This window comes from Streptococcus sp. SR4 (assembly GCF_000517725.1).
Taxonomy (GTDB): domain Bacteria; phylum Bacillota; class Bacilli; order Lactobacillales; family Streptococcaceae; genus Streptococcus; species Streptococcus salivarius_F.
Window position 1 is genome coordinate 65,307 of sequence record NZ_AZYW01000006.1, and the last position, 19,014, is coordinate 84,320.

The window sequence follows — 19,014 nt, forward strand, 5'->3', positions numbered from 1 at the left end:
CTTTCTTCCATTATACCGTTTTTTATAGGTGCAGCAAACTTATCATTCAACATCAACTAAGAGGTCCTTGGGTTTCTTGTGAAGAAGCCAGCGAGAAGAAATCAAGGATACCAAGCTTAAAATAAATCCACCGACTAGAATGACTACCAAAAGTTGCTTAGGTTGGACTGTCATGTGAATCTGAGTTAGAGTCTTACTGAAGCTTTCTGCCTCAGCCCCTCCACCAAGATTTGCAGCTAGAGATTCTTTGGTCATTTGCTTATTGATACCTTCTGTTACATTGGAAAGGACTGTATTACCAACTTTTTCGGCAAAGAAACTAGCTAAACCATATGACAAAAGAAAGGCTGGTAAGGCAATCATCAGCAATTCTATTAAAAATTGACCCGCAACCTGTGTCTTTTTAAGTCCCAAGGCCAAAAAGATACCAACTTCTCTACGACGAGCATTTAACCATAAAATTAACAGAAGGGTTAGCAATAAACTTGTAAAAATGAGACTTCCAATAAACATACGGTTTGCCACACGATACATCCCAAGAATAGATTTCTGTAAAGCAGGGTAATTTGACGAGCTCTTAACAAGATCGTAGAGGGACCAGTTAATATTCAACTTTTTAATCTTTGCTATCAAGGAATCAAGATTTTGATCGCCTTTAGCAAAGAAAGTGGCATCCTCATAAGTGGCAGTTTCTACAGTATTACCATAGAGTTTTGCTACTGTATATAGATCAGTGATGAGGGTGTTTTCATACAACTCCTGAGCATAGGTAACGGCTGCTTTATTTTGACCAGAAAATAAACCTTTGATAGTCACTTCTACTGTTTCATCAGCCCTTTTTTCGTTATCAGCGTCATAGAGATTAGATTTAAGCTTTACTTTATCTCCTACATTAAGACCATTCTTTTTAGCTAAATCTTCGTGCATCAAGATTTGATTATGATCCTTATCGGTTAGATGTTCTCCTTCAACTAGTTTATAAGCACCTGAAACAAATTTGTCTTCTTTTGATGAGTCATTGACTCCTGTCAACATCAAGGTAGATTTAAAATTTTTAGCACGTTCTGGCGACTGATTTTGTAGCGTTTGCTCTGTTTCGATAATCTCATAATCTAGTAAATCACCAATACCATTTATCCGTTTTATAGTCGAAACAATCCCTTTAGCCTCACTAATCTTTTTAATATCTTCTCCCTTAAGATTTCCAGCCCCACGAGGAGTTCCAGGATTCGTATTACGATTAATCTGCATTGAAAAACTATTGGTAATTGACCCTAGACTCTTGGATGCAGCTTCTTGGGTTGCACTTCGCATAGCAAGTCCTAACAAACTAAGAGTACTCATCAAAAGAATAATAATTAACAGTAATAGTGACTTTGACCATTTTCGTGTAATATATGCAAAAGCGTTTCGAAACATAAGAGTCCTTTCTTTATTTTTTCTTTTCTATGAGTTGTTTCTTCTTCAACTCTAAAACCACATCAGATGCCTGAGCAACTTCCTTACTGTGCGTAACAACTATGACACATTTTTGGCGATCTAAGGCCATTCTTTTTAGGATAGCAATAATATCCTTCGCAGTTTCCTCGTCTAGATTTCCTGTCGGTTCATCTGCTAAGATAATTGGAGCCTCTGAAACCAAAGCCCGCGCAATTGCTACACGTTGTTGTTGCCCACCTGAAAGTTGCAGGACATTTCGATTAATTTGTTTTTCATCTAATCCCAATTCAGAAAGTATCTTCCTATCGGCATTTTTATTAACAAGTCGTACATTTTCTAAAGGTGTAAGATAATCAATGAGATTGTAATTTTGAAAAACAAGCGCAACATGGTGTCTACGATGATAACTAGAGCCTTTTTTCTTGATATTTTCTCCATTAAACAAGACCTGCCCCTTCTTGGGATAATCAAGACCTGCCAAAAGGGAAAGTAAGGTCGATTTTCCCGCTCCAGATTGCCCAATAATACTATAAAATTTACCTTTCTCGAAACGATAATTCACTTTCGAGAGGATAGCTTCACTTTTATTTTGATAACTATACGTAACATCTTTGAGTTCTAACATAGTGTTCCTTTCTCCTTAACTCATATTAGATAAGATTTCTTTTGGAGTTTTACGCCAAATGAGACCTGTTGTCACACCGAGCGATAATATTACCAAGACTAGAAGACTTAGATAAGATTGGCCTAAAGGTAGTCCCTGAGGTATTTGATCTAATAACTGAAGAGCCTGCTGCTGTCCTTGCTGTCCTATAAATTCTTGCAAAAACAGTCGACTTAGTAGCCGTCCAATAGCAAGGGCAGGTAGCAAAGACATAAGGGACACCAACAATATCTCCATAAGAAATTGGGCAAAAATGCGTCCCTTACTCTTCCCAATTGCTAAAAGAATACCTATCTCATGATTTCGCTCACGCGTCCATAGTGCCATTAAAAATGAGAGGATCCCTGCTCCTGTAACAATTAAACTAATCATCATCGTTCTGACGATTCCTTGTAGCGCTTTAGACGATTCCTTCAAGGAGTCAAAAGCCTTACGGTCCTCGTCTAAACGTAGACGATTCCAATCGATATTCAATTGTTCCACTTGTTTAATGACTTGATTGATTCTATCTGGATTCTTAATACCAAAGGATAATTTTGTCACTAACTTATCAGTCAAATTAAGCAGTTGGCTATTATCGTCATAATGGAGGAAGATTTGATTTTCACTTAAATCTGAGGACATTCCAGTAAATGTCTCCTCCTTCTTGCCAGAAAAAATACCAACTATATCAAAGGTCATTTCCCTAGCTCCACTTTCAGTCATCTGGAAATTGGACAAGGTCAGCTTATCTCCGACGCTTAGCTTATTTTTCCTAGCAAGCGATTCATGAATCATAATTTGCCTTTTAGCAGATATGTGCTTCCCCTTAATGAGTTGAAAAGCACCACTCCTAAAATCAACACTTTGGCCTGTTTCCTTAGTAAAAGTGGCTCCCAAGGCTTGATTAGCCTCATTATTAAGATCATCACGTTCCACCGTTTGTTTTCCTGTAACTACCTTCTTATCGATAAGTCGCACCGGACTTACATATTGAGGTATCGTTGAAATCACATCAGATAGATGACTAATCTTTGCCCCCTCTTTCCAGGAAAAGGCACTCCCTCTTTCTTTACTTACCAGATCAAAACTTGCCCCACTTGACTTCCTGATTTGTGCCTCCATTCCTCCACCAACTTGCATAAGAGAAAAACAAAAATACAAGCAAGATAATATCAAAAATAAAATAAGAAAAAGGATAAAATTCCGCGTTTTTTTGCGGAAAATATAAGCAACTGCCTGTTGTAAGAGAACCATCTTCCACCTCCATTTAAGACATTGGCCCTCAGCTACACCAAAGATAAATGAGGACTCTTCATTTTTCTTATCCTAATTATAGACGACAAATGTGAAACCTTTATGAAATTCAATATTCTAAAGTGATTGTTATCTAAAAATCTAACTGCTGAGATGAGAACTCCAATTAAATAATAACTCTAAAGGACTATCATAAAAAATTCGTTTCATGATTGACTTCACCTCTTTTTCTCCCATAAATCATCTCTCGCCAATAGCATTTACCCTCGTCATTTGATATAATTTTTCTCAGAGGTATTTTTATTTATGAAGAAACAAGCTTTTAGTTCCGAACAGTATTTGAATCTGCAACGCGACCATATTTTGGAGCGCATTAACCAGTTTGACGGCAAGCTCTACTTGGAGTTTGGTGGTAAGATGTTGGAAGATTTCCATGCTGCCCGTGTCCTCCCTGGTTATGAACCTGACAATAAAATCAAGCTCCTTCAAGAGCTCAAAGATCAGGTCGAAGTGGTTATTGCTATTAATGCCAGCAATATCGAGCATTCTAAGGCTCGTGGTGACCTTGGCATTTCCTACGACCAAGAGGTGCTTCGTCTGATTGATAAATTCAACGAGCTTAATATCTATGTGGGTTCTGTTGTTATTACGCAGTATTCTGGTCAACCAGCGGCTGATGCTTTCCGTAATCAACTGGAAAAAAATGGAATCACGTCTTACATCCACTACCCTATCAAGGGCTACCCAACGGATATGAATCATATCATTTCTCCTGAGGGTATGGGGAAAAACGACTATATCAAGACTAGCCGTAACCTTATCGTTGTTACTGCTCCTGGTCCTGGTTCTGGTAAATTGGCGACATGTATGTCTAACATGTACCACGACCAAATCAATGGTATCAAGTCAGGTTATGCTAAATTTGAAACCTTCCCAGTTTGGAATTTGCCGCTTCATCACCCAGTTAACTTGGCCTATGAAGCTGCCACTGCAGACCTTGATGATGTCAATATGATTGACCCATTCCACTTGGAAACTTATGGCAAGACTACAGTAAACTACAACCGTGACATCGAGATTTTCCCAGTCCTCAAACGTATGCTTGAGCGTATCCTTGGTGAGTCTCCTTACGCTTCACCTACGGATATGGGTGTTAACATGGTTGGTTTTGCCATTACGGATGATGAGGCCGCCAAAGAAGCTTCTAAACAAGAAATCATCCGTCGCTACTATCAAACTGTACTTGATTTCAAAAATGAACGTGTTCCTGAGACCGCTGTCAAGAAGATTGAGTTGCTCATGAACGATCTTGGCATTACTCCTGAAGATCGCCAAGTGGTCGTTGCAGCACGCGCTAAGGCTGAAGAAACAGGTGGTTCTGCCCTTGCGCTTGAATTGCCAAATGGCCAAATTGTCACTGGTAAAAATTCAGAACTCTTTGGTCCAACTGCGGCTGCTTTAATCAACGCTATCAAGACTTCTGCAGGTATTGATAAGGATACTAAACTTATCGAGCCTGAGGTGGTTAAACCTATCCAAGGTCTGAAAATTGACCATTTAGGTAGCCGTAACCCTCGCCTCCACTCAAACGAAATCCTCATTGCCTTGGCCATCACAGCTGCTAACAATGCGGATGCGGCGCGTGCCATGGAGGAACTAGGTAACCTCAAGGGGTCTGAAGCCCACTCAACCATCATCCTTACTGATGAAGATAAAAATGTTCTCCGTAAGCTTGGTATCAATGTGACCTTCGACCCTTACTATCAATACGACAAATTGTATCGTAAATAATGCATGACTAGAAACAACAAAGACCTCAGTTAGTAAAACTGAGGTCTTTTAGAATTGCATTTAGTTGGAGAAAGAAAAAAGGGAAACTCTATCGAGTTCCCTTTTTGATAACCCACTCTTTCGTCTCGACCCGTTCCCAATGAAAAGGGAGTGGCCTAGCATTATTATGAAAAAGTGAGTTAAAGGTATCAAACAGAGGGCTAAGCCACTCCCGATTCTAATCAGCCTACGATTTCTAACTTGAGAAAAGGTAAGCTAAAAAGCAAAATTATAGTAGATAGGACTGCCACAAGTGGGAGGTAACGGCCTCCAACAAGATAGAGTAACAATGGCGCTATCGCTATGAAACGATTTAGAAAATTGCTAGTAACACGAACGGTTTGTCCGTCCTCAACGGTAATGGTGTTAGACTTGTAACCCAACTTTCCGACACTCAAACGAGCTTTCGACGATGGTAGGGAAACGCTCACGTCTTCCACTCCAGAAACTGTCCCCACAAGACTACTGTCTACGCGAATAGGACTCTTTCTAGCTACCTTGCTCGCTTCAATTGTTATACTAGCCACTAGCCATCTCCTTTTCCTATCTTTCCACCTATATTATACACTTTTTAAAACGCTTACACAAGTGAAATGACTGTTAAATCAGGATTTCTTGAAAATGGTTTATGTTTTCAAAAGTTCTTAAAACGCTTTGAGGGACTTTGGAAATATTGGATTTTAAATAGTAAAAAGGGCACAGTCCTATCTAATACAGAACTGAACCCTTTCCTATAAGAATTTGTCTATCCTGTTGGGATAAGTGCCTGAGGGGGATAATATTCCTATACGGGAATGGTGGCACTTTCCCTACAAAAGAGCAAATTTACTTAGGCTAATCCATGAACATAAGCATCTACAGCAACGATGGCTTGCGCAATATCAGAAGCTTTCACCTCAAATGGCATTTGATGAATAGTTTCTCCTTCGATTGTTGCTTGTTGACCAACCTTGAGAAGATCTTCGTAACTTGCATTTTCAAGATGCATTTCTTTAAGAGTGGTTGGCATGCCAATTTGTTGATAGAAACGAATGTATTTATCCAAAACTTCTTTTGGACGATTTTCTAGGAACAATTGTACAAGAGTTCCGTAAGCTACTTTTTCACCATGAGTCAAATGGTGAATATCGCCAGTGAGAGCTGTGAAACCATTATGGATGGCGTGAGCCGCAGCCAAGCCACCACTTTCAAATCCGATACCACTGAGAAGGGTATTGGCTTCAATGATGTTTTCAAGGGCAGGCGTTACAACTTTTGCTTCACAGGCGGCCATGGCTTGTAAACCATCTGCAAAAAGGATTTCTTCACAGCGTTCAGCAATGGCAACACCAGCAAGTGTTTGGTGTTTGCCTAGCATGGTTTTACCATTTGCTTGCATAACTGCTCGAGCTTCTACCCAAGTTGCTAAGCCATCTGCGATACCAGAAGCAAGCAAGCGTTTTGGCGCTTGAGAGATAACCTTACTATCAACCAAAACTAATTCTGGGTTCTTAGAATAGAAGATGTAGCGTTCAAAGGCACCTTCGTCCGTATAGATAACAGACAAGGCTGAAACCGGAGCATCTGTAGATGCAATGGTAGGAGCAATCACTACTGGTGATTTTAGAAGATCTGCGATGGCTTTAGCACTATCAATAGTCTTACCACCACCTAAACCAATGACTAAATTACAGCCCTTTTCTTTGGCCAAACTTACCACACGATTAATTTCATTATCTGAAGCTTCACCATTAAAGAAGACTGGAACAACTGTAAGTCCATTTTGAACAAGATATTCTTCGAAACGTTGACCCACAATGTCATAAACTACTGAATCACACAATAGTACAGGATGACTTCCTAGTTCCAAAATGGTTTTTGCATTTTCAAATAAGGCATTTTCACCTTGAATGTAACGCGACGGACTTGCAAAATTTCTCATAGTCTTTCTCCTTTGACATAAATGTATTTATATAGAATCAATTAAACGACCTTAGTTCTATGGAATATAGAGCTAAAAACTCACTTTAATTGACAGCATATCTATTTGGAGTCAGTACATAAGTCTAATTTTTTCTCTGTTTTCAAAACTCCTACTCTTCTTCTGGGTAGGTCAAACCCCAGTCTTTACGGAGTTGTGTCATGAGATCCATGACATCTCGGCTGTAATTGAGGTAAGTATGATTATCCTCGCCTGCAACAGCTGCTTCCATATCGAGGACCTCATACTGGAGGGCTTTAGCGGTTTCTCCTGCTTCGATGACTTCTTGTGAGCCATCTTCCGTATAGGTGATGACCGCCTTTTGCCCACGTGGGTATTCATAAAGTTCGATATAGCCCTTGTCATAGGCGATAGTACCACGTTTAGGCTGTTTGGCGTGAAGACTTAGCGTCACCGTTGCCATTTCCCCTTCTGCATTGGTAAGGAGAATACCCGCTTGTTCATCAACACCAGTTGGAGCTAATTTAACCTGTGAAACCATCTCTGTCGGCTGCGACGTCATGAACCAACGTACAAAGGAAAGGGCATAGACACCGATATCAAGCAAAGCTCCACCAGCCAAGTTACGATTGAAAAAGCGGTTGGTCATGTCATATTCTTTATAGGAACCGAAGTTCATCTGGATAACCTTAAGAGGTCCCAACTTACCACTTTCCACGATTTCAGAGAGTTTTCGATAGATAGGCATATGGAAAATGGTCATGGCTTCTGCCAGTTTAACATGATTTTCTTCGGCGAGTTGGATAGCTTCTGCCAATTCCTCACTATTTAAGGTGATAGATTTTTCACAGAGGACGTGTTTACCTGCTGCGAGTGCCTTACGAAGAAAATTGATATGCGTATTGTGAGGCGTTGAAATGTAGATAATATCCACTTCAGGATCTTTAAACACTTCATCAATCTCTTGATAAACCTTTTCAATGCCGTATTTTTCAGCGAAGGCAACACCCTTATCATAGGTGCGATTAGCAACGGAATAGAGTTTACCACCTAGAGCCTCTAAAGCCTGTGCCAACTCATTGGCAATAACACCCGTCCCAAGACTAGCCCATTTATACTTAATTTGATTTGTCATAGTTTTCCTTTATTCTATTTTTGAATGGTTAATTCATTTATCTGTGATAAGATTTCAACTTCACTCGCTCCTGCCTGAAGCAAGGCTGATGCCGCATAGGCCCCCTCAATGAGAGGAACCTGCTGAATAAGGATTTCCTTGTCTGAAAATTCTTCAACCATCTCCAAATTCATGCGAGCACTGCCCAGATCATAAAAGGCCAAGAGACGTTTAGCAGGTTGACTATCCACTGCTACTTGAACATGGTCAAAACTAGATCCCAGTCCACCATCTTCAAGACCGCCTGTGGCCGTTAAAGGAATATCTGGTGCAACTTCACGAATCAGACTCACCAAACCTTTAGCGATATCAGCAGAGTGGGATACAATCACAATTCCAAGTTCTGGCATATCCTAGCCCTCCGCTTCTAGCAAGGCCTTGAAGAGTAGGCCAGACGAATAGGAACCTGGGTCAATGTGACCAATTGAACGCTCACCGACATAAGAGGCACGCCCCTTGGTAGCTGCAACATCCTTGGTTGAAAGAACAGCTTGGTCAATGACATCATTGGTTAGTTGACCTTGTTTGACAGCTTCAACAACCGGATGCCAAACATCCACCATGGTCTTTTCACCAGCTTGTGCATGACCACGTTTTTTAATCATCTCGAGACCTGCCTCAAGTACTCCTGCCAAATCCTGTCCATCTTGTTCAGCCTTCATCATGCCCATAAAGGCAGACCCATAGAGCGGACCTGAGGCACCACCAACCTTGCTAATCAAGGCCATTGAGACTGCCTTAAACACTTCTGCTGCACTTTGTGGTTCCGTGCTCTTAATAGCCTCAATGGCTGCCGCCATACCACGCGCCAAGTTAGCACCATGATCACCATCTCCAATAGGACCGTCTAATTCAGACAAGTGGTCTTTTTCTACTTCAACCCTTTGATCAAAGCCTTGCATCCATTTTACTGCAACTGTTTTATCCATAATATACCTAATTTCTAGTTTCCATGTCAGACTACCAAGCAATGGTCTTAACAGGACTCTCCAGAGCCTCAAGCCAAGAGTCATTTTCAATCTTCATGAGCGTCAATGAAAGACCTGCCATATCAATCGATGTCATGTAGTTACCTAATTTTTTATAGGCCACTTCTAGTCCAACTTCTCCAAGAATGCTTGCTACATCGTTAGCAAAGACATACTGCTCCATGAGAGGTGTCGCACCCATACCATTGATGAGAAGGGCATAGCGTTCACCTGCCTTAGCCTCAAAGGCTTCAAGGAGTTTCCCTGTCAATTCTTCAGCTAACTGGCGAGATGGCTGCATAGACTCCTTACGATAGCCTGGCTCACCATGAATACCAATACCATATTCAATTTCATCCTCAGCTAGGACAAAACCAGGCTTACCAACCTCAGGAACCGTCGCACCGCTAAGGGCCAAACCAATGGTGTGAATATTAGGAACAATCTTATCAGCCAAGTCTTTGATTTCAGCCAGAGACTTGCCTTCACGAGCCGCATGACCTAGGATTTTGTGAACGAAAATAGTACCTGCAACCCCGCGACGACCTTGTGTATAAAGGCTATTTTCCACAGCAATATCATCGTCTACAACAACACTAGCAACCTCGATGCCTTCCATTTCAGCCAATTCTTGAGCCATCTCAAAATTCATGATGTCGCCAGAATAATTTTTAACAACCATGAAGACACCAGCTCCTTGGTCCGCTTCCTTGATAGCTTCCAAAATCTGATCTGGCGTTGGTGACGTGAAGACAGCACCTGCAATGGCTGCAGAAAGCATACCATCACCTACAAAACCTGCGTGAGCTGGCTCGTGACCACTTCCACCACCAGAAATGAGACCAACCTGACCAGCAGCCTGCTCATTTCTTGCGATGATGTCAAACCCCTCAACACGATGTACCAAATCACTGTGAACATAAGCCAAGCCATCTAGCATCTCTGTCACTACATTTTCAGGTTTATTGATAATTTTTTTCATGGGATTGCCTCCTTTTCAAAGGTATCAACTATTTGCACTTACATTGGCTTCCTTCTGTGATTGTTAATTCCCTTTAAATAAAGGACTTCAAGGCTTTTTGAGAAAGACAGCGTAAAAATATGTAAACGCATACATTTTATAATTTAATTGTAGCATTTGCCTCTATCAATAGCAAGGCAAAAGGCAAGACCTCCATTTTCCTGACCTCTATCATTAAAGTAGAAGAAAAATCTCATAGAAAGTCCTTTTTTAGTCGCCAAAGCTATTGAAAAACCACCATTCAAACCTTATAATGGAATGACGAATTAAGCGATTAGGAGGTTCAAATGACCATCGATTTTCCAAGAGAGACAGAAATAGAAACTAAAAACGAAATGGATGCCGTCCTTCAGGCTGGCCGTGTCCTTATGGAGAGCGGTGCTGAGATTTACCGTATTGAAGACACCATGGGGCATATGGCCAAGTCTCTTGGTATCAGAGACTTTTCCACTTACGTGGTCAATCGAGGGGTAATGATCTCCGGACTCAACCGATCTGGTCTTAAGGAGTCTCGTGTCCTAGCTACCTCAGCTCCTTCTATCCATCTGGGCAAGCTCGAGGAAGTTAACCGCCTGTCTCGTGAACTGGCAGAGCAGCCAAATCAGCCTGTGGCTAGTATTTTCCAAAAGCTGAAAACCATAGAGCAGAAGACTTTCTATCGTCCTTTAGAGGACATTATAGCCTGTGTCATTGGTGCAGGAAGCTTCTCGCTAGCCCTTGGAAGTAGCTGGATTGATGGAACTGCTGCGGCTATATCGGGACTTTTTGTGGGGATTGGTATGCAGCTCTTTTCTCGTTTTATTCATACCAGTTTCTTGCAGATTATCCTCTCTAGTGCCATTGCTGCTTTATCAGCCAATGTTCTCTACTATCTAGGAATCGGCCAACATCGTAGTGTGATTATCCTAGGAACCTTGATGATTTTGATTCCTGGGGCCTACTTTGTTAATGCCATACGAGAATTCACCCAGAACAACTACTATAGTGGTCTGGCCCTGATGCTGTCTGGGGTCTCCACTTGTCTGTCTATCTCTGTCGGTGTTCTTGCCATGATTTCACTTCTTCCCTTTGCGGAACAATTATCAGGCATGTTCTCAACACCATCTACCTCATGGCAGGAGGTCTTGATTCAGACCTTCATGGCCGGGCTGGGGACAGCAGCCTTCTCCGTGCTTTACCGAGTTCCCAAGAAATACTTCTTAGACCTCGGAACCCTAGGTGCAGGCTCATGGCTCCTCTACCTCTTGATTTGGAACAATACCCATCACGAGGTCCTTGCCATCCTCTTCCCAGCCCTACTGGTTACCTTCACCTCACGCTTTTTGGCCCACTACCGTAGATGTCCAGCTACAGTCTTTCTAGCCTCAAGCATGTTCCCACTCATCCCTGGGATGAGCTTCTACCGTGCGGTCTACTTCCTCTTGATTGGAAATTCAGACCTAGGTCTCAGCTTCCTACGAGCTTGTTTCCTGGCCTCATTTACCATCGCCATCGCCGTCAGTTTGACACAACAAATCCCTAGCCGCTATTTTGTACTAGGGAAGAAGAAATAAATTGTTAAAAGCCAGTGGTTTTGTATGCCAGTGGCTTTTTTTGGTGGCGTTCTAAAATCAGTGAATAGCATATTATGAATATCAAAAATACCCTACTCAAGGATCTATCCGCTGCTAACTTAAAGCAAATACATCATTAACACTCTTTAATGAAAGTTCATCATTCATATACTATCAGTTTTGTTTAGAGTAGAGTTGGAAAGAGTTTATACAAAAATAAAAACGCTTACACAATTCTTTGATTTTATTAAAATGTGATGATAAACTTGATATGTAAGTAATAGAACCATAATACTAACTTAATTTTACTCATGAGTTAACCATATCCTTGCTACTATTATTTAGTTTTATGAAAGGAGCATTATCATGGAAAAGAAAGTATACTTTAAACTTCACAAAGTAAAAAAGCAATGGGTAACCATTGCAGTAACTGGTCTAGCTCTAGGACTTAGTTTTGCAAGCTTGGGCTATGTGTCCGCAGCTGAACAGACTCACTCCACCTCAGAACCAACGGTTGAAAACAGCATAGAAGAAAATGCAATCGATGTCATAAGCCCGTCAACTAATGAAGTCACTACTAAACCAGAGGAAAACAAATCTTTAGTCACAACAAATTCAAGTGAAATCATCACTGAAACTACTTCTACTGAATCTAAACAAAGTGTCACTGATGCAGCTACTTCAGACATAGGTACTTCTGAAATTAACTCTCAACAAGCTCTTCGTTCGGAAGTCTCTACTGTTACTAGCAGTGAAGTCGTAAGCTCTGAAACATCACATTCTGAAACAAATGCAGCCCATGAAGTAGAAGAAAGTCCCGTAATATCCGGCGGTCATTACACTAGCGATGATCAGGGCAACTGGTACTATATTAAGGATGGGAAAGCACTTACTGGTATGCAAAATATTGATAATGTGAATGTCTACTTCGATGCCGATGGTAAGCAAGTCAAAGGAGACACCCGTCACGTTAATGGATCAACATATCACTTTGAGAAAGATAGTGGACAACTTACCCGTAGTGCTTTTGCATCTGATAAGAATGGAAATTGGTACTATTTAGGCCAAGATGGGAAAGCACTTATCGGTAAACAAGTTATTGACAATATACCACTCTACTTTTACCCTAATGGTGTCCAAGCTAAAGATGCCTTTGTCGTACTAGATGGAAATTCCTATTATTTTCAAAAAGATACTGGCCAATTGGTTCGTGACCGTTTTTGGTCGGATGACGACGGCAACTGGTACTATAGTGATAAAGAAGGGAAACTTCTAACAGGCGAACAGACTATAGATGGCTTCGACATGTATTTCTACCCAGACGGTGTTCAGGCCAAGGGTGAAATCGTTACAATAGGTATCGAACCCTATTACTTTGATAAGGATAGTGGTCATAAGGTTATAAATACCGACATCACTATTAATGGAAAAACTTACCACGCAGAAGCTAATGGTCTTTTGATTGAAACTGAACAGAAACTTCCTCAACGTCCACTTGTTTCTGGTGGCCATTTCCAAGAAGATTCCTCAGGCAACTGGTACTATTACACCGCAACAGGAGAGAAACTAAAAGGATGGCAAAATGTAGATGGAGTAACTCTTTACTTTGACGAAGAAGGTCGTCAAGCGAAAGATGGGGAAAGAATCATTGACGGCTCCCATTACTATTTTAGTCACTATTCAGGTGCTGTAAAAACCAACTATTGGCATACTTGGTCTATTGAAATCAGAAGACAGGAACCATTTGCTAAAACGTATTACGAATATTATGGTTCTGATGGTCGACGTTACTATGGATGGCATCGAGTTGGCGATCAACTTTATTATTTTGATCATACTGGTCGAGTTGAAAATGGTCTTACTATCTTCAAAGGACAAAACTACCTCTTTGATAATCATGGAAAATTGGTAAAAGATGCCTTTTATATTCAGTCATTACGTGTCTTTGTTGGAACTTTAAATACTAGCTATCGCTCCAATAAATTTGGCCAAGTACTAACCGGAGAACATCATATTAATGGTGATGACTACTATTTTTCAAATTCTGGTTCACCAGTCACTGGTATAGTCAATAAAGGAGGCAAGGACTATTACTATTTTGAAGGCAAACTTCTAAAAAACTATCTCGGACCTTTACTCGGACGTCAGGAACTGGATTATGATGCATACTACTCTGGCATCGTAGGTACAGATAAGGATGGAGTTCTACTTACTGGTGTTAGCACTGCAAATAATGGTAAACTCTATTATTTTGAAAATATCTATTTTGATAATAGCAATATCCCCAAAATGTTTACAGTTACAACACCTACTTGGAAAACGATTGATGATAAGCTATACCACTTAGAGCCTAGCATAAACAGAACTTACAAGAATGGTGGAAGAAGTTATACCCATACCGTCAGGGAAGAAGTAGACATTATTGACCACGGAGTACGAACAAAGACCGATAAGATTAAACGTATTATTCGTGATAATTATAGTAATCTATACTATCTTGATGAAAACAATGATTTCTACATCGGACATCTACTTCCAGAAAACACAGATTTAACTAAGATTGAAGAAACTGTAATTCAAAGTGATAATAAATTCTATGCTTTCAATAGAACAAGTTCGCTTTCCGAAACTTCCCCTCTCACAGTTTCCAAGACCTTAGTTTACAATAAAAAAGCCTACCTCATTGATGATAAAGGAGTAGCGACCGAAACTAAACTAACAAATCGTTTCGAACACGATGATGCATGGAATTGGTACTACTTTGATAACGAGGGAAAAGCTGTCACAGGACTCCATTCAATAGATAATGTCACTCTATACTTTGATAAAGAGGGCAAACAAGCTAAGGGAAGACTTGTCGAAATTGACGGTCAAACACATTATTTCGATAGAGACAGCGGAGCTATGTGGACTAACCGAACACTTGAACTTAATGGTATTCGTTATGTCATTGACCAAAATGGTTATGTAACTATGAATAAACCTGGACAATTTATTCAAGATAGAGATGGTGATTGGGCTTATATTAAAGAGAATGGACAGTTAGCCACTGGACTTCAAATTATTAATCATCAAAAATACTACTTTGATCCAACTGGAAAACAAGCAAAAGGAAAACGCCTTCTGCTTGATGGAAAATACTATTTCTTCGATAAAGATACTGGTGCTATGTTCGTAAATAAATTCCATGAAACAGGCGATTACTTTTCTAAAAAATATACTTATTTTGGCGAGGATGGAAGCCAGATCTTTGGTTGGGCAACTATTGACGGTAAACGTGTTTATTTTAAAGAAGATGGCTACCAAGTTCGAAATGATAGACACAAGATAGGTGATTTCGATTATTTCTTCAAAAAAGACGGTAGTATGCTTTCTGATGATATTGACGGCGACTACAAATACTATTATGCTGATAAGGACGGTCATCTACAGTTCGGATGGGTTACTCATAATAATGAAACCTACTATATTAGCCCACCATGGGGAGCTGAAAACCGAACATATCTACAAAATATCAATGAAAAGACCTATCTTTTGGGTCCTAAAGGACGACTTCTAAGGAATACAGCTACAGACACCTCGACCTCTTGGAATGGTTTCTGTATCTCTGATGAAAATGGAGTTGTAAAAACAGGTGTCATTCGGTTAGAAGATAATAGACTTTATTATTTCAACCCTGAAATTTATATGACTACTCCTTTTAGTGGCGAATGGGCAGAGTTTGATGGTAAACTTTATCATTTTGAAAAGCCGATATCAGTTAGTCCAGAGTCAAAAGGTTCTCCAATTACCACTAACACTACGCTTGAAAAAGATGGAAAAACCTATATTATTGACGAAAATGGCGTAGCTACAGAGAAAAAGGATTAATATCAAACTAACAACTGTAAGCATTTAAAAATACCTCATTTTTGCCAAAATGTATTCAAAAACACCAGAAATCATTTTTTCTGGTGTTTTCTTTTTGTCTAAAACCTAGTAAGGCTACCGGCAAAATCTCTATCATCAATCTACTTCAAATTAAAATATTCCTTAACATCTCTAGCATAGCCATACTGTTGATTCAAAGTCTCTAATAAGTCTTTGTTATAATCTGGATAATTGTCATTCCTCACCATCACCCTCATACAAACATGCTACCAAGCGTTCAAAGGGCTCTATATACTCCCAGTAGTCAAAAGGGAGATTTGTAATTTTACTTAGATCATTATCATCAAAATGATACACGAGATGACGTAGTATTTGATTTTCAATATAATGGATATCTCTCAACTGCCCGAGACTGATTGTATCCAATTCTATGATGTAGTGACACAAATCATCAAGTGCCTTTACATCAAATTTTTTCTCCTCGTGTAGGAAGTAGAGAAAGCTCTGATTCTCAGCTCTTTTGTTATCTTCTATCAGATTCCTTTTATGCATCATTCTTGAATCCTTTCCTTAATAGCAACATTATAACACTAGAAAATGATTCCCCAAAACGACAACATAAAAAGAGAACTTGGGATGTTTCCATTCCAAATTCTCTTCTTCTTGATTAGCAAAGTAGCAAGACTTTTTACCACAAACTAATACGTTTGCTTGGTGCTAGATACATGGCGTCTCCTTCCTTGATTTGAGGGTAGGCCTCATAAAACTCAGGAAGGTTTTTAAGTTGTTGGTTAACACGCAACTCATTTGGTGCGTGGACGTCTTGTACCATGGTATATTTATTGTACTGTAGGCTGGCCTTTTGTTTCCAGATATCTGCGTAGTTCTCAAAGTAATCCTTGAGGTTAGGTTTTGTCAGATCTGTTTTGAGAACTTGTAGTGTGGATGAGAGACCGCCAGCATCTGCGACATTCTCAGTGACTGTGAGTTTTCCATTTACCTTAGTCCCGTAAATTTCCAAACCATTCCACTGGTCTTCAAAGGCTTTGATCCTCTTGTCGAAAGCTTTACTATCTGCTTTTGTCCACCAGTTATGCATGTCGCCGTTCTCATCATAGTCGGCACCATTGGAGTCAAAGGCATGGGTAATTTCATGTCCAATCACGACACCGATACCACCATAGTTCTTTTCAGTACTTTGGTTTTTGTCATAAAATGGAGCTTGTAAAATACCAGCTGGGAAGTTGATGCTATTGCTTTCTGGGTTGTAATAAGCATTGATATCAAAAGCAGAACCAGACCATTTATTCTTATCAATAGGATCATCAAAATGATCAATGGTATAACGTTTTCCGAACTGGGCAATGTCTTCTGACAATCCAAAGAAGGACTTGTTCGGATCAAGATGTAGTTCCTTAGTACCAGGATCGACATCTTCCTGATAACCTACGAAAACCTTCATTTTATCCAACTTTTCAATGGCCTTGTTGCGTGTATCTTCCGTCAACCAATCATTTTGTTGGAGACGGCCACGATAGACATTTTTGATTTTATCAATCATGCCTGTCACGTCAGTCTTGGCTTCCTCACCAAAGTATTTACGTCCATAATAGACACTCATGACATCACTAAACAGATGGACACTCATCTCGTAAACCGTATCTTCCTTAGAAATTGGCTTCTGTGTACCCATAATAGCCATGCTAATCGATTGAAAATTCAAGCGGTAATCTTCTGTCAGAGAATTTGAGGCCGCCATAGCTTCTTGAACCAAGATCCATGATTTGATTTTAGAAAAATTGTCCTGATTGACGATCTTACTATAATTCTCAAAATACTTGGTATTAGGGACGTTGATGGTTTCTAAATCACGTCCCATAATGCCTTTAATGACATCATATAATTTGAAGGAACCAGAGTAGGCATTAATCTCTTCTGCTGTTTTAGGGTGAACCAAATTCTTACTTTCAGACATCTCTTCGTTACTGAGACTGTACTTAGCAATGATTTCGTCGAACTCCAGTGCTTCTTTGACAATGCGTTTACTATTTTTTTCGCTATATCCAAGCATTTCCAAGGCTTTTTGCGTAGCTGTTTCAATTGGAGTCAAATATTGTTTCTTGCTGGCCTCGTCTTTATAAATAGACACATCTGGCAATAAGATACTTGGGGGACTCAATTGGATTTGTTTTTGGCTGGTATTCTCTGCGTTAGTTCCTACGTCATAACCAAATGGAAGAGGAATCCCTTTATCAGTCAAGCTAGCAGATTTACTGGCCAAATCATTCAGATCCTTGATATCCTCAATTTCTTTTAGATAAGGTTTGAGAGGTTCAAGTCCATCTTTCTCACGTTGCTTGTAATCACTAGCAGCCTTGTAGAAAGTGATAAACTCAGACATCCCTGTAATATCTGACGTTTCCTTGCCCTCCCCTAAATTTTTGATATCCTTCTTTAGCTTTCCTTTAATATCTTCATCTAAAGTATAAAAATTATCAATGCTTGGAGAATCAGCAGGAATTTTGGTTTTTAGAAGCCAATCCTTGTTAACAGCTTGGTAAAAATTTGAGGCTACCGTAGCATTCTTGTCAATCGGCGTTTCTTGTGGGACAAAGGTTTTATAAGCCCAAAAACCACCTCCTGCAAGAGCCAAGGCCAAGGCTCCCGTTATGGAACCAAGAATAATTTTCTTACGCTTTTTCATAGATACTCCTTAGAAAATTAGATTAATATACTTGTATTATATCATTAGAACACAAATTTTAGCAAGCTGTTTCTGGAAGACAAAAAGAAGTAATCAGACGATTACTTCTCTTTATTTTCTTAAATAGCGAAAATTAGGTATCATGACACTCAAGATAAAAACCATAAAAAATCAACTAAATCCAACTTAGCAGGTTGAATTCAGTTGAGCTTTTTGGTCATTTTACTAATCATCACAAGCAGATAAATCATTTAAAAGACAAACTGCCGAGTGATGTTAATCCTCTTGCTAGATTAATGTTACGCTCTGATTTTTCTTGGAATTCTGTGAGAGTCTTACTCAAGTCACTCACTCCAGAACTCAGTGATTTCCCTTTAGAAAGATTGCTGACTGCTAGAGCCTGAATAGCTCTCCTTAATTCTGCAAGAAGCTCGTCATTATCCTTCTTCCCAACTTCTATTTCATTTTTAAACGTTACGAGCAACTCTCTCTCATTTTCAGTTGTTTCTGGATTTATAATAAGATTATAGATATTGTTTAAGATATCCGTAATTTGGTTGTTGTTACTTTTTGTCATCTAGATTACCTCCTATAACCTGTAGCAAGATTAGGTCGAGCAAGTGAATTAAATTG

At 39.8% G+C, this 19,014-nt stretch carries 15 protein-coding genes; 3 read left to right on the forward strand and 12 right to left on the reverse strand.

Features of this window, described 5'->3' with window-relative positions; genetic code table 11:
• Window positions 1-42 precede the first annotated feature (42 nt).
• From HMPREF1519_RS00335 to HMPREF1519_RS00345, 3 genes are read right to left on the reverse strand one after another with little or no spacing between them, the layout of a single operon-like run.
• A complete protein-coding gene (locus HMPREF1519_RS00335) occupies window positions 43-1,419 on the reverse strand; it encodes an ABC transporter permease (RefSeq protein WP_037610524.1) in 1,377 nt (458 codons plus the stop codon).
• 13 nt (window positions 1,420-1,432) lie between these two features.
• Complete coding sequence (locus HMPREF1519_RS00340) at window positions 1,433-2,065, reverse strand: ABC transporter ATP-binding protein (RefSeq protein WP_002885283.1); 633 nt, start codon at window positions 2,063-2,065, stop codon at window positions 1,433-1,435.
• 15 nt (window positions 2,066-2,080) lie between these two features.
• The gene (locus HMPREF1519_RS00345) at window positions 2,081-3,340 is read right to left on the reverse strand and encodes an ABC transporter permease (protein WP_037610526.1); all 1,260 of its coding nucleotides are present in this window, start codon (window positions 3,338-3,340) and stop codon (window positions 2,081-2,083) included.
• 306 nt (window positions 3,341-3,646) lie between these two features.
• On the opposite strand from HMPREF1519_RS00345, the gene HMPREF1519_RS00350 reads away from it, so the two are divergent.
• The gene (locus HMPREF1519_RS00350) at window positions 3,647-5,131 is read left to right on the forward strand and encodes a DUF1846 domain-containing protein (RefSeq protein WP_022496779.1); all 1,485 of its coding nucleotides are present in this window, start codon (window positions 3,647-3,649) and stop codon (window positions 5,129-5,131) included.
• A 221-nt stretch (window positions 5,132-5,352) separates the two neighbouring features.
• Here the strand turns inward: HMPREF1519_RS00350 and HMPREF1519_RS00355 are convergent, their stop codons facing one another.
• The 6 genes from HMPREF1519_RS00355 to dhaK all read right to left on the reverse strand — a co-directional run bounded on the left by HMPREF1519_RS00355 (window position 5,353) and on the right by dhaK (window position 10,215).
• Window positions 5,353-5,697 carry a hypothetical protein gene (locus HMPREF1519_RS00355; RefSeq protein ID WP_002885337.1) on the reverse strand — a complete coding sequence of 115 codons (345 nt, stop codon included), beginning with the start codon at window positions 5,695-5,697 and terminating at the stop codon, window positions 5,353-5,355.
• 302 nt (window positions 5,698-5,999) lie between these two features.
• Complete coding sequence (locus HMPREF1519_RS00360) at window positions 6,000-7,091, reverse strand: glycerol dehydrogenase (protein ID WP_004182244.1); 1,092 nt, start codon at window positions 7,089-7,091, stop codon at window positions 6,000-6,002.
• Window positions 7,092-7,242: 151 nt separating this feature from the next.
• Window positions 7,243-8,226 carry a Gfo/Idh/MocA family protein gene (locus HMPREF1519_RS00365; RefSeq protein ID WP_037610528.1) on the reverse strand — a complete coding sequence of 328 codons (984 nt, stop codon included), beginning with the start codon at window positions 8,224-8,226 and terminating at the stop codon, window positions 7,243-7,245.
• Window positions 8,227-8,240: 14 nt separating this feature from the next.
• A complete protein-coding gene (gene dhaM, locus HMPREF1519_RS00370; RefSeq protein ID WP_014634742.1) occupies window positions 8,241-8,615 on the reverse strand; it encodes a dihydroxyacetone kinase phosphoryl donor subunit DhaM in 375 nt (124 codons plus the stop codon).
• A 3-nt stretch (window positions 8,616-8,618) separates the two neighbouring features.
• A complete protein-coding gene (dhaL, locus tag HMPREF1519_RS00375; protein ID WP_037610531.1) occupies window positions 8,619-9,194 on the reverse strand; it encodes a dihydroxyacetone kinase subunit DhaL in 576 nt (191 codons plus the stop codon).
• A 31-nt stretch (window positions 9,195-9,225) separates the two neighbouring features.
• A complete protein-coding gene (gene dhaK, locus HMPREF1519_RS00380; RefSeq protein WP_037610533.1) occupies window positions 9,226-10,215 on the reverse strand; it encodes a dihydroxyacetone kinase subunit DhaK in 990 nt (329 codons plus the stop codon).
• Between the two features lie 326 nt (window positions 10,216-10,541).
• Here dhaK and HMPREF1519_RS00385 point away from each other — a divergent pair, with 326 nt between their 5' ends.
• Both HMPREF1519_RS00385 and HMPREF1519_RS00390 read left to right on the forward strand, forming a co-directional pair.
• On the forward strand, window positions 10,542-11,807 hold the full coding sequence (locus tag HMPREF1519_RS00385) for a threonine/serine ThrE exporter family protein (protein ID WP_037610535.1): 1,266 nt from the start codon (window positions 10,542-10,544) through the stop codon (window positions 11,805-11,807).
• A 366-nt stretch (window positions 11,808-12,173) separates the two neighbouring features.
• A complete protein-coding gene (locus HMPREF1519_RS00390; protein ID WP_037610538.1) occupies window positions 12,174-15,677 on the forward strand; it encodes a KxYKxGKxW signal peptide domain-containing protein in 3,504 nt (1,167 codons plus the stop codon).
• 234 nt (window positions 15,678-15,911) lie between these two features.
• On the opposite strand, the gene HMPREF1519_RS00395 is transcribed toward HMPREF1519_RS00390, so the two are convergent.
• The 3 genes from HMPREF1519_RS00395 to HMPREF1519_RS00405 all read right to left on the reverse strand — a co-directional run bounded on the left by HMPREF1519_RS00395 (window position 15,912) and on the right by HMPREF1519_RS00405 (window position 18,958).
• Complete coding sequence (locus HMPREF1519_RS00395) at window positions 15,912-16,232, reverse strand: hypothetical protein (protein ID WP_081721209.1); 321 nt, start codon at window positions 16,230-16,232, stop codon at window positions 15,912-15,914.
• 133 nt (window positions 16,233-16,365) lie between these two features.
• Entirely contained in the window at window positions 16,366-18,381 is a 2,016-nt protein-coding gene (locus tag HMPREF1519_RS00400; RefSeq protein ID WP_037610540.1) for a M13 family metallopeptidase, read from the reverse strand.
• 247 nt (window positions 18,382-18,628) lie between these two features.
• Window positions 18,629-18,958, reverse strand: coding sequence for a bacteriocin immunity protein (locus HMPREF1519_RS00405; protein WP_037610543.1), 330 nt, complete (start codon window positions 18,956-18,958; stop codon window positions 18,629-18,631).
• Between the last annotated feature and the right edge of the window lie 56 nt (window positions 18,959-19,014).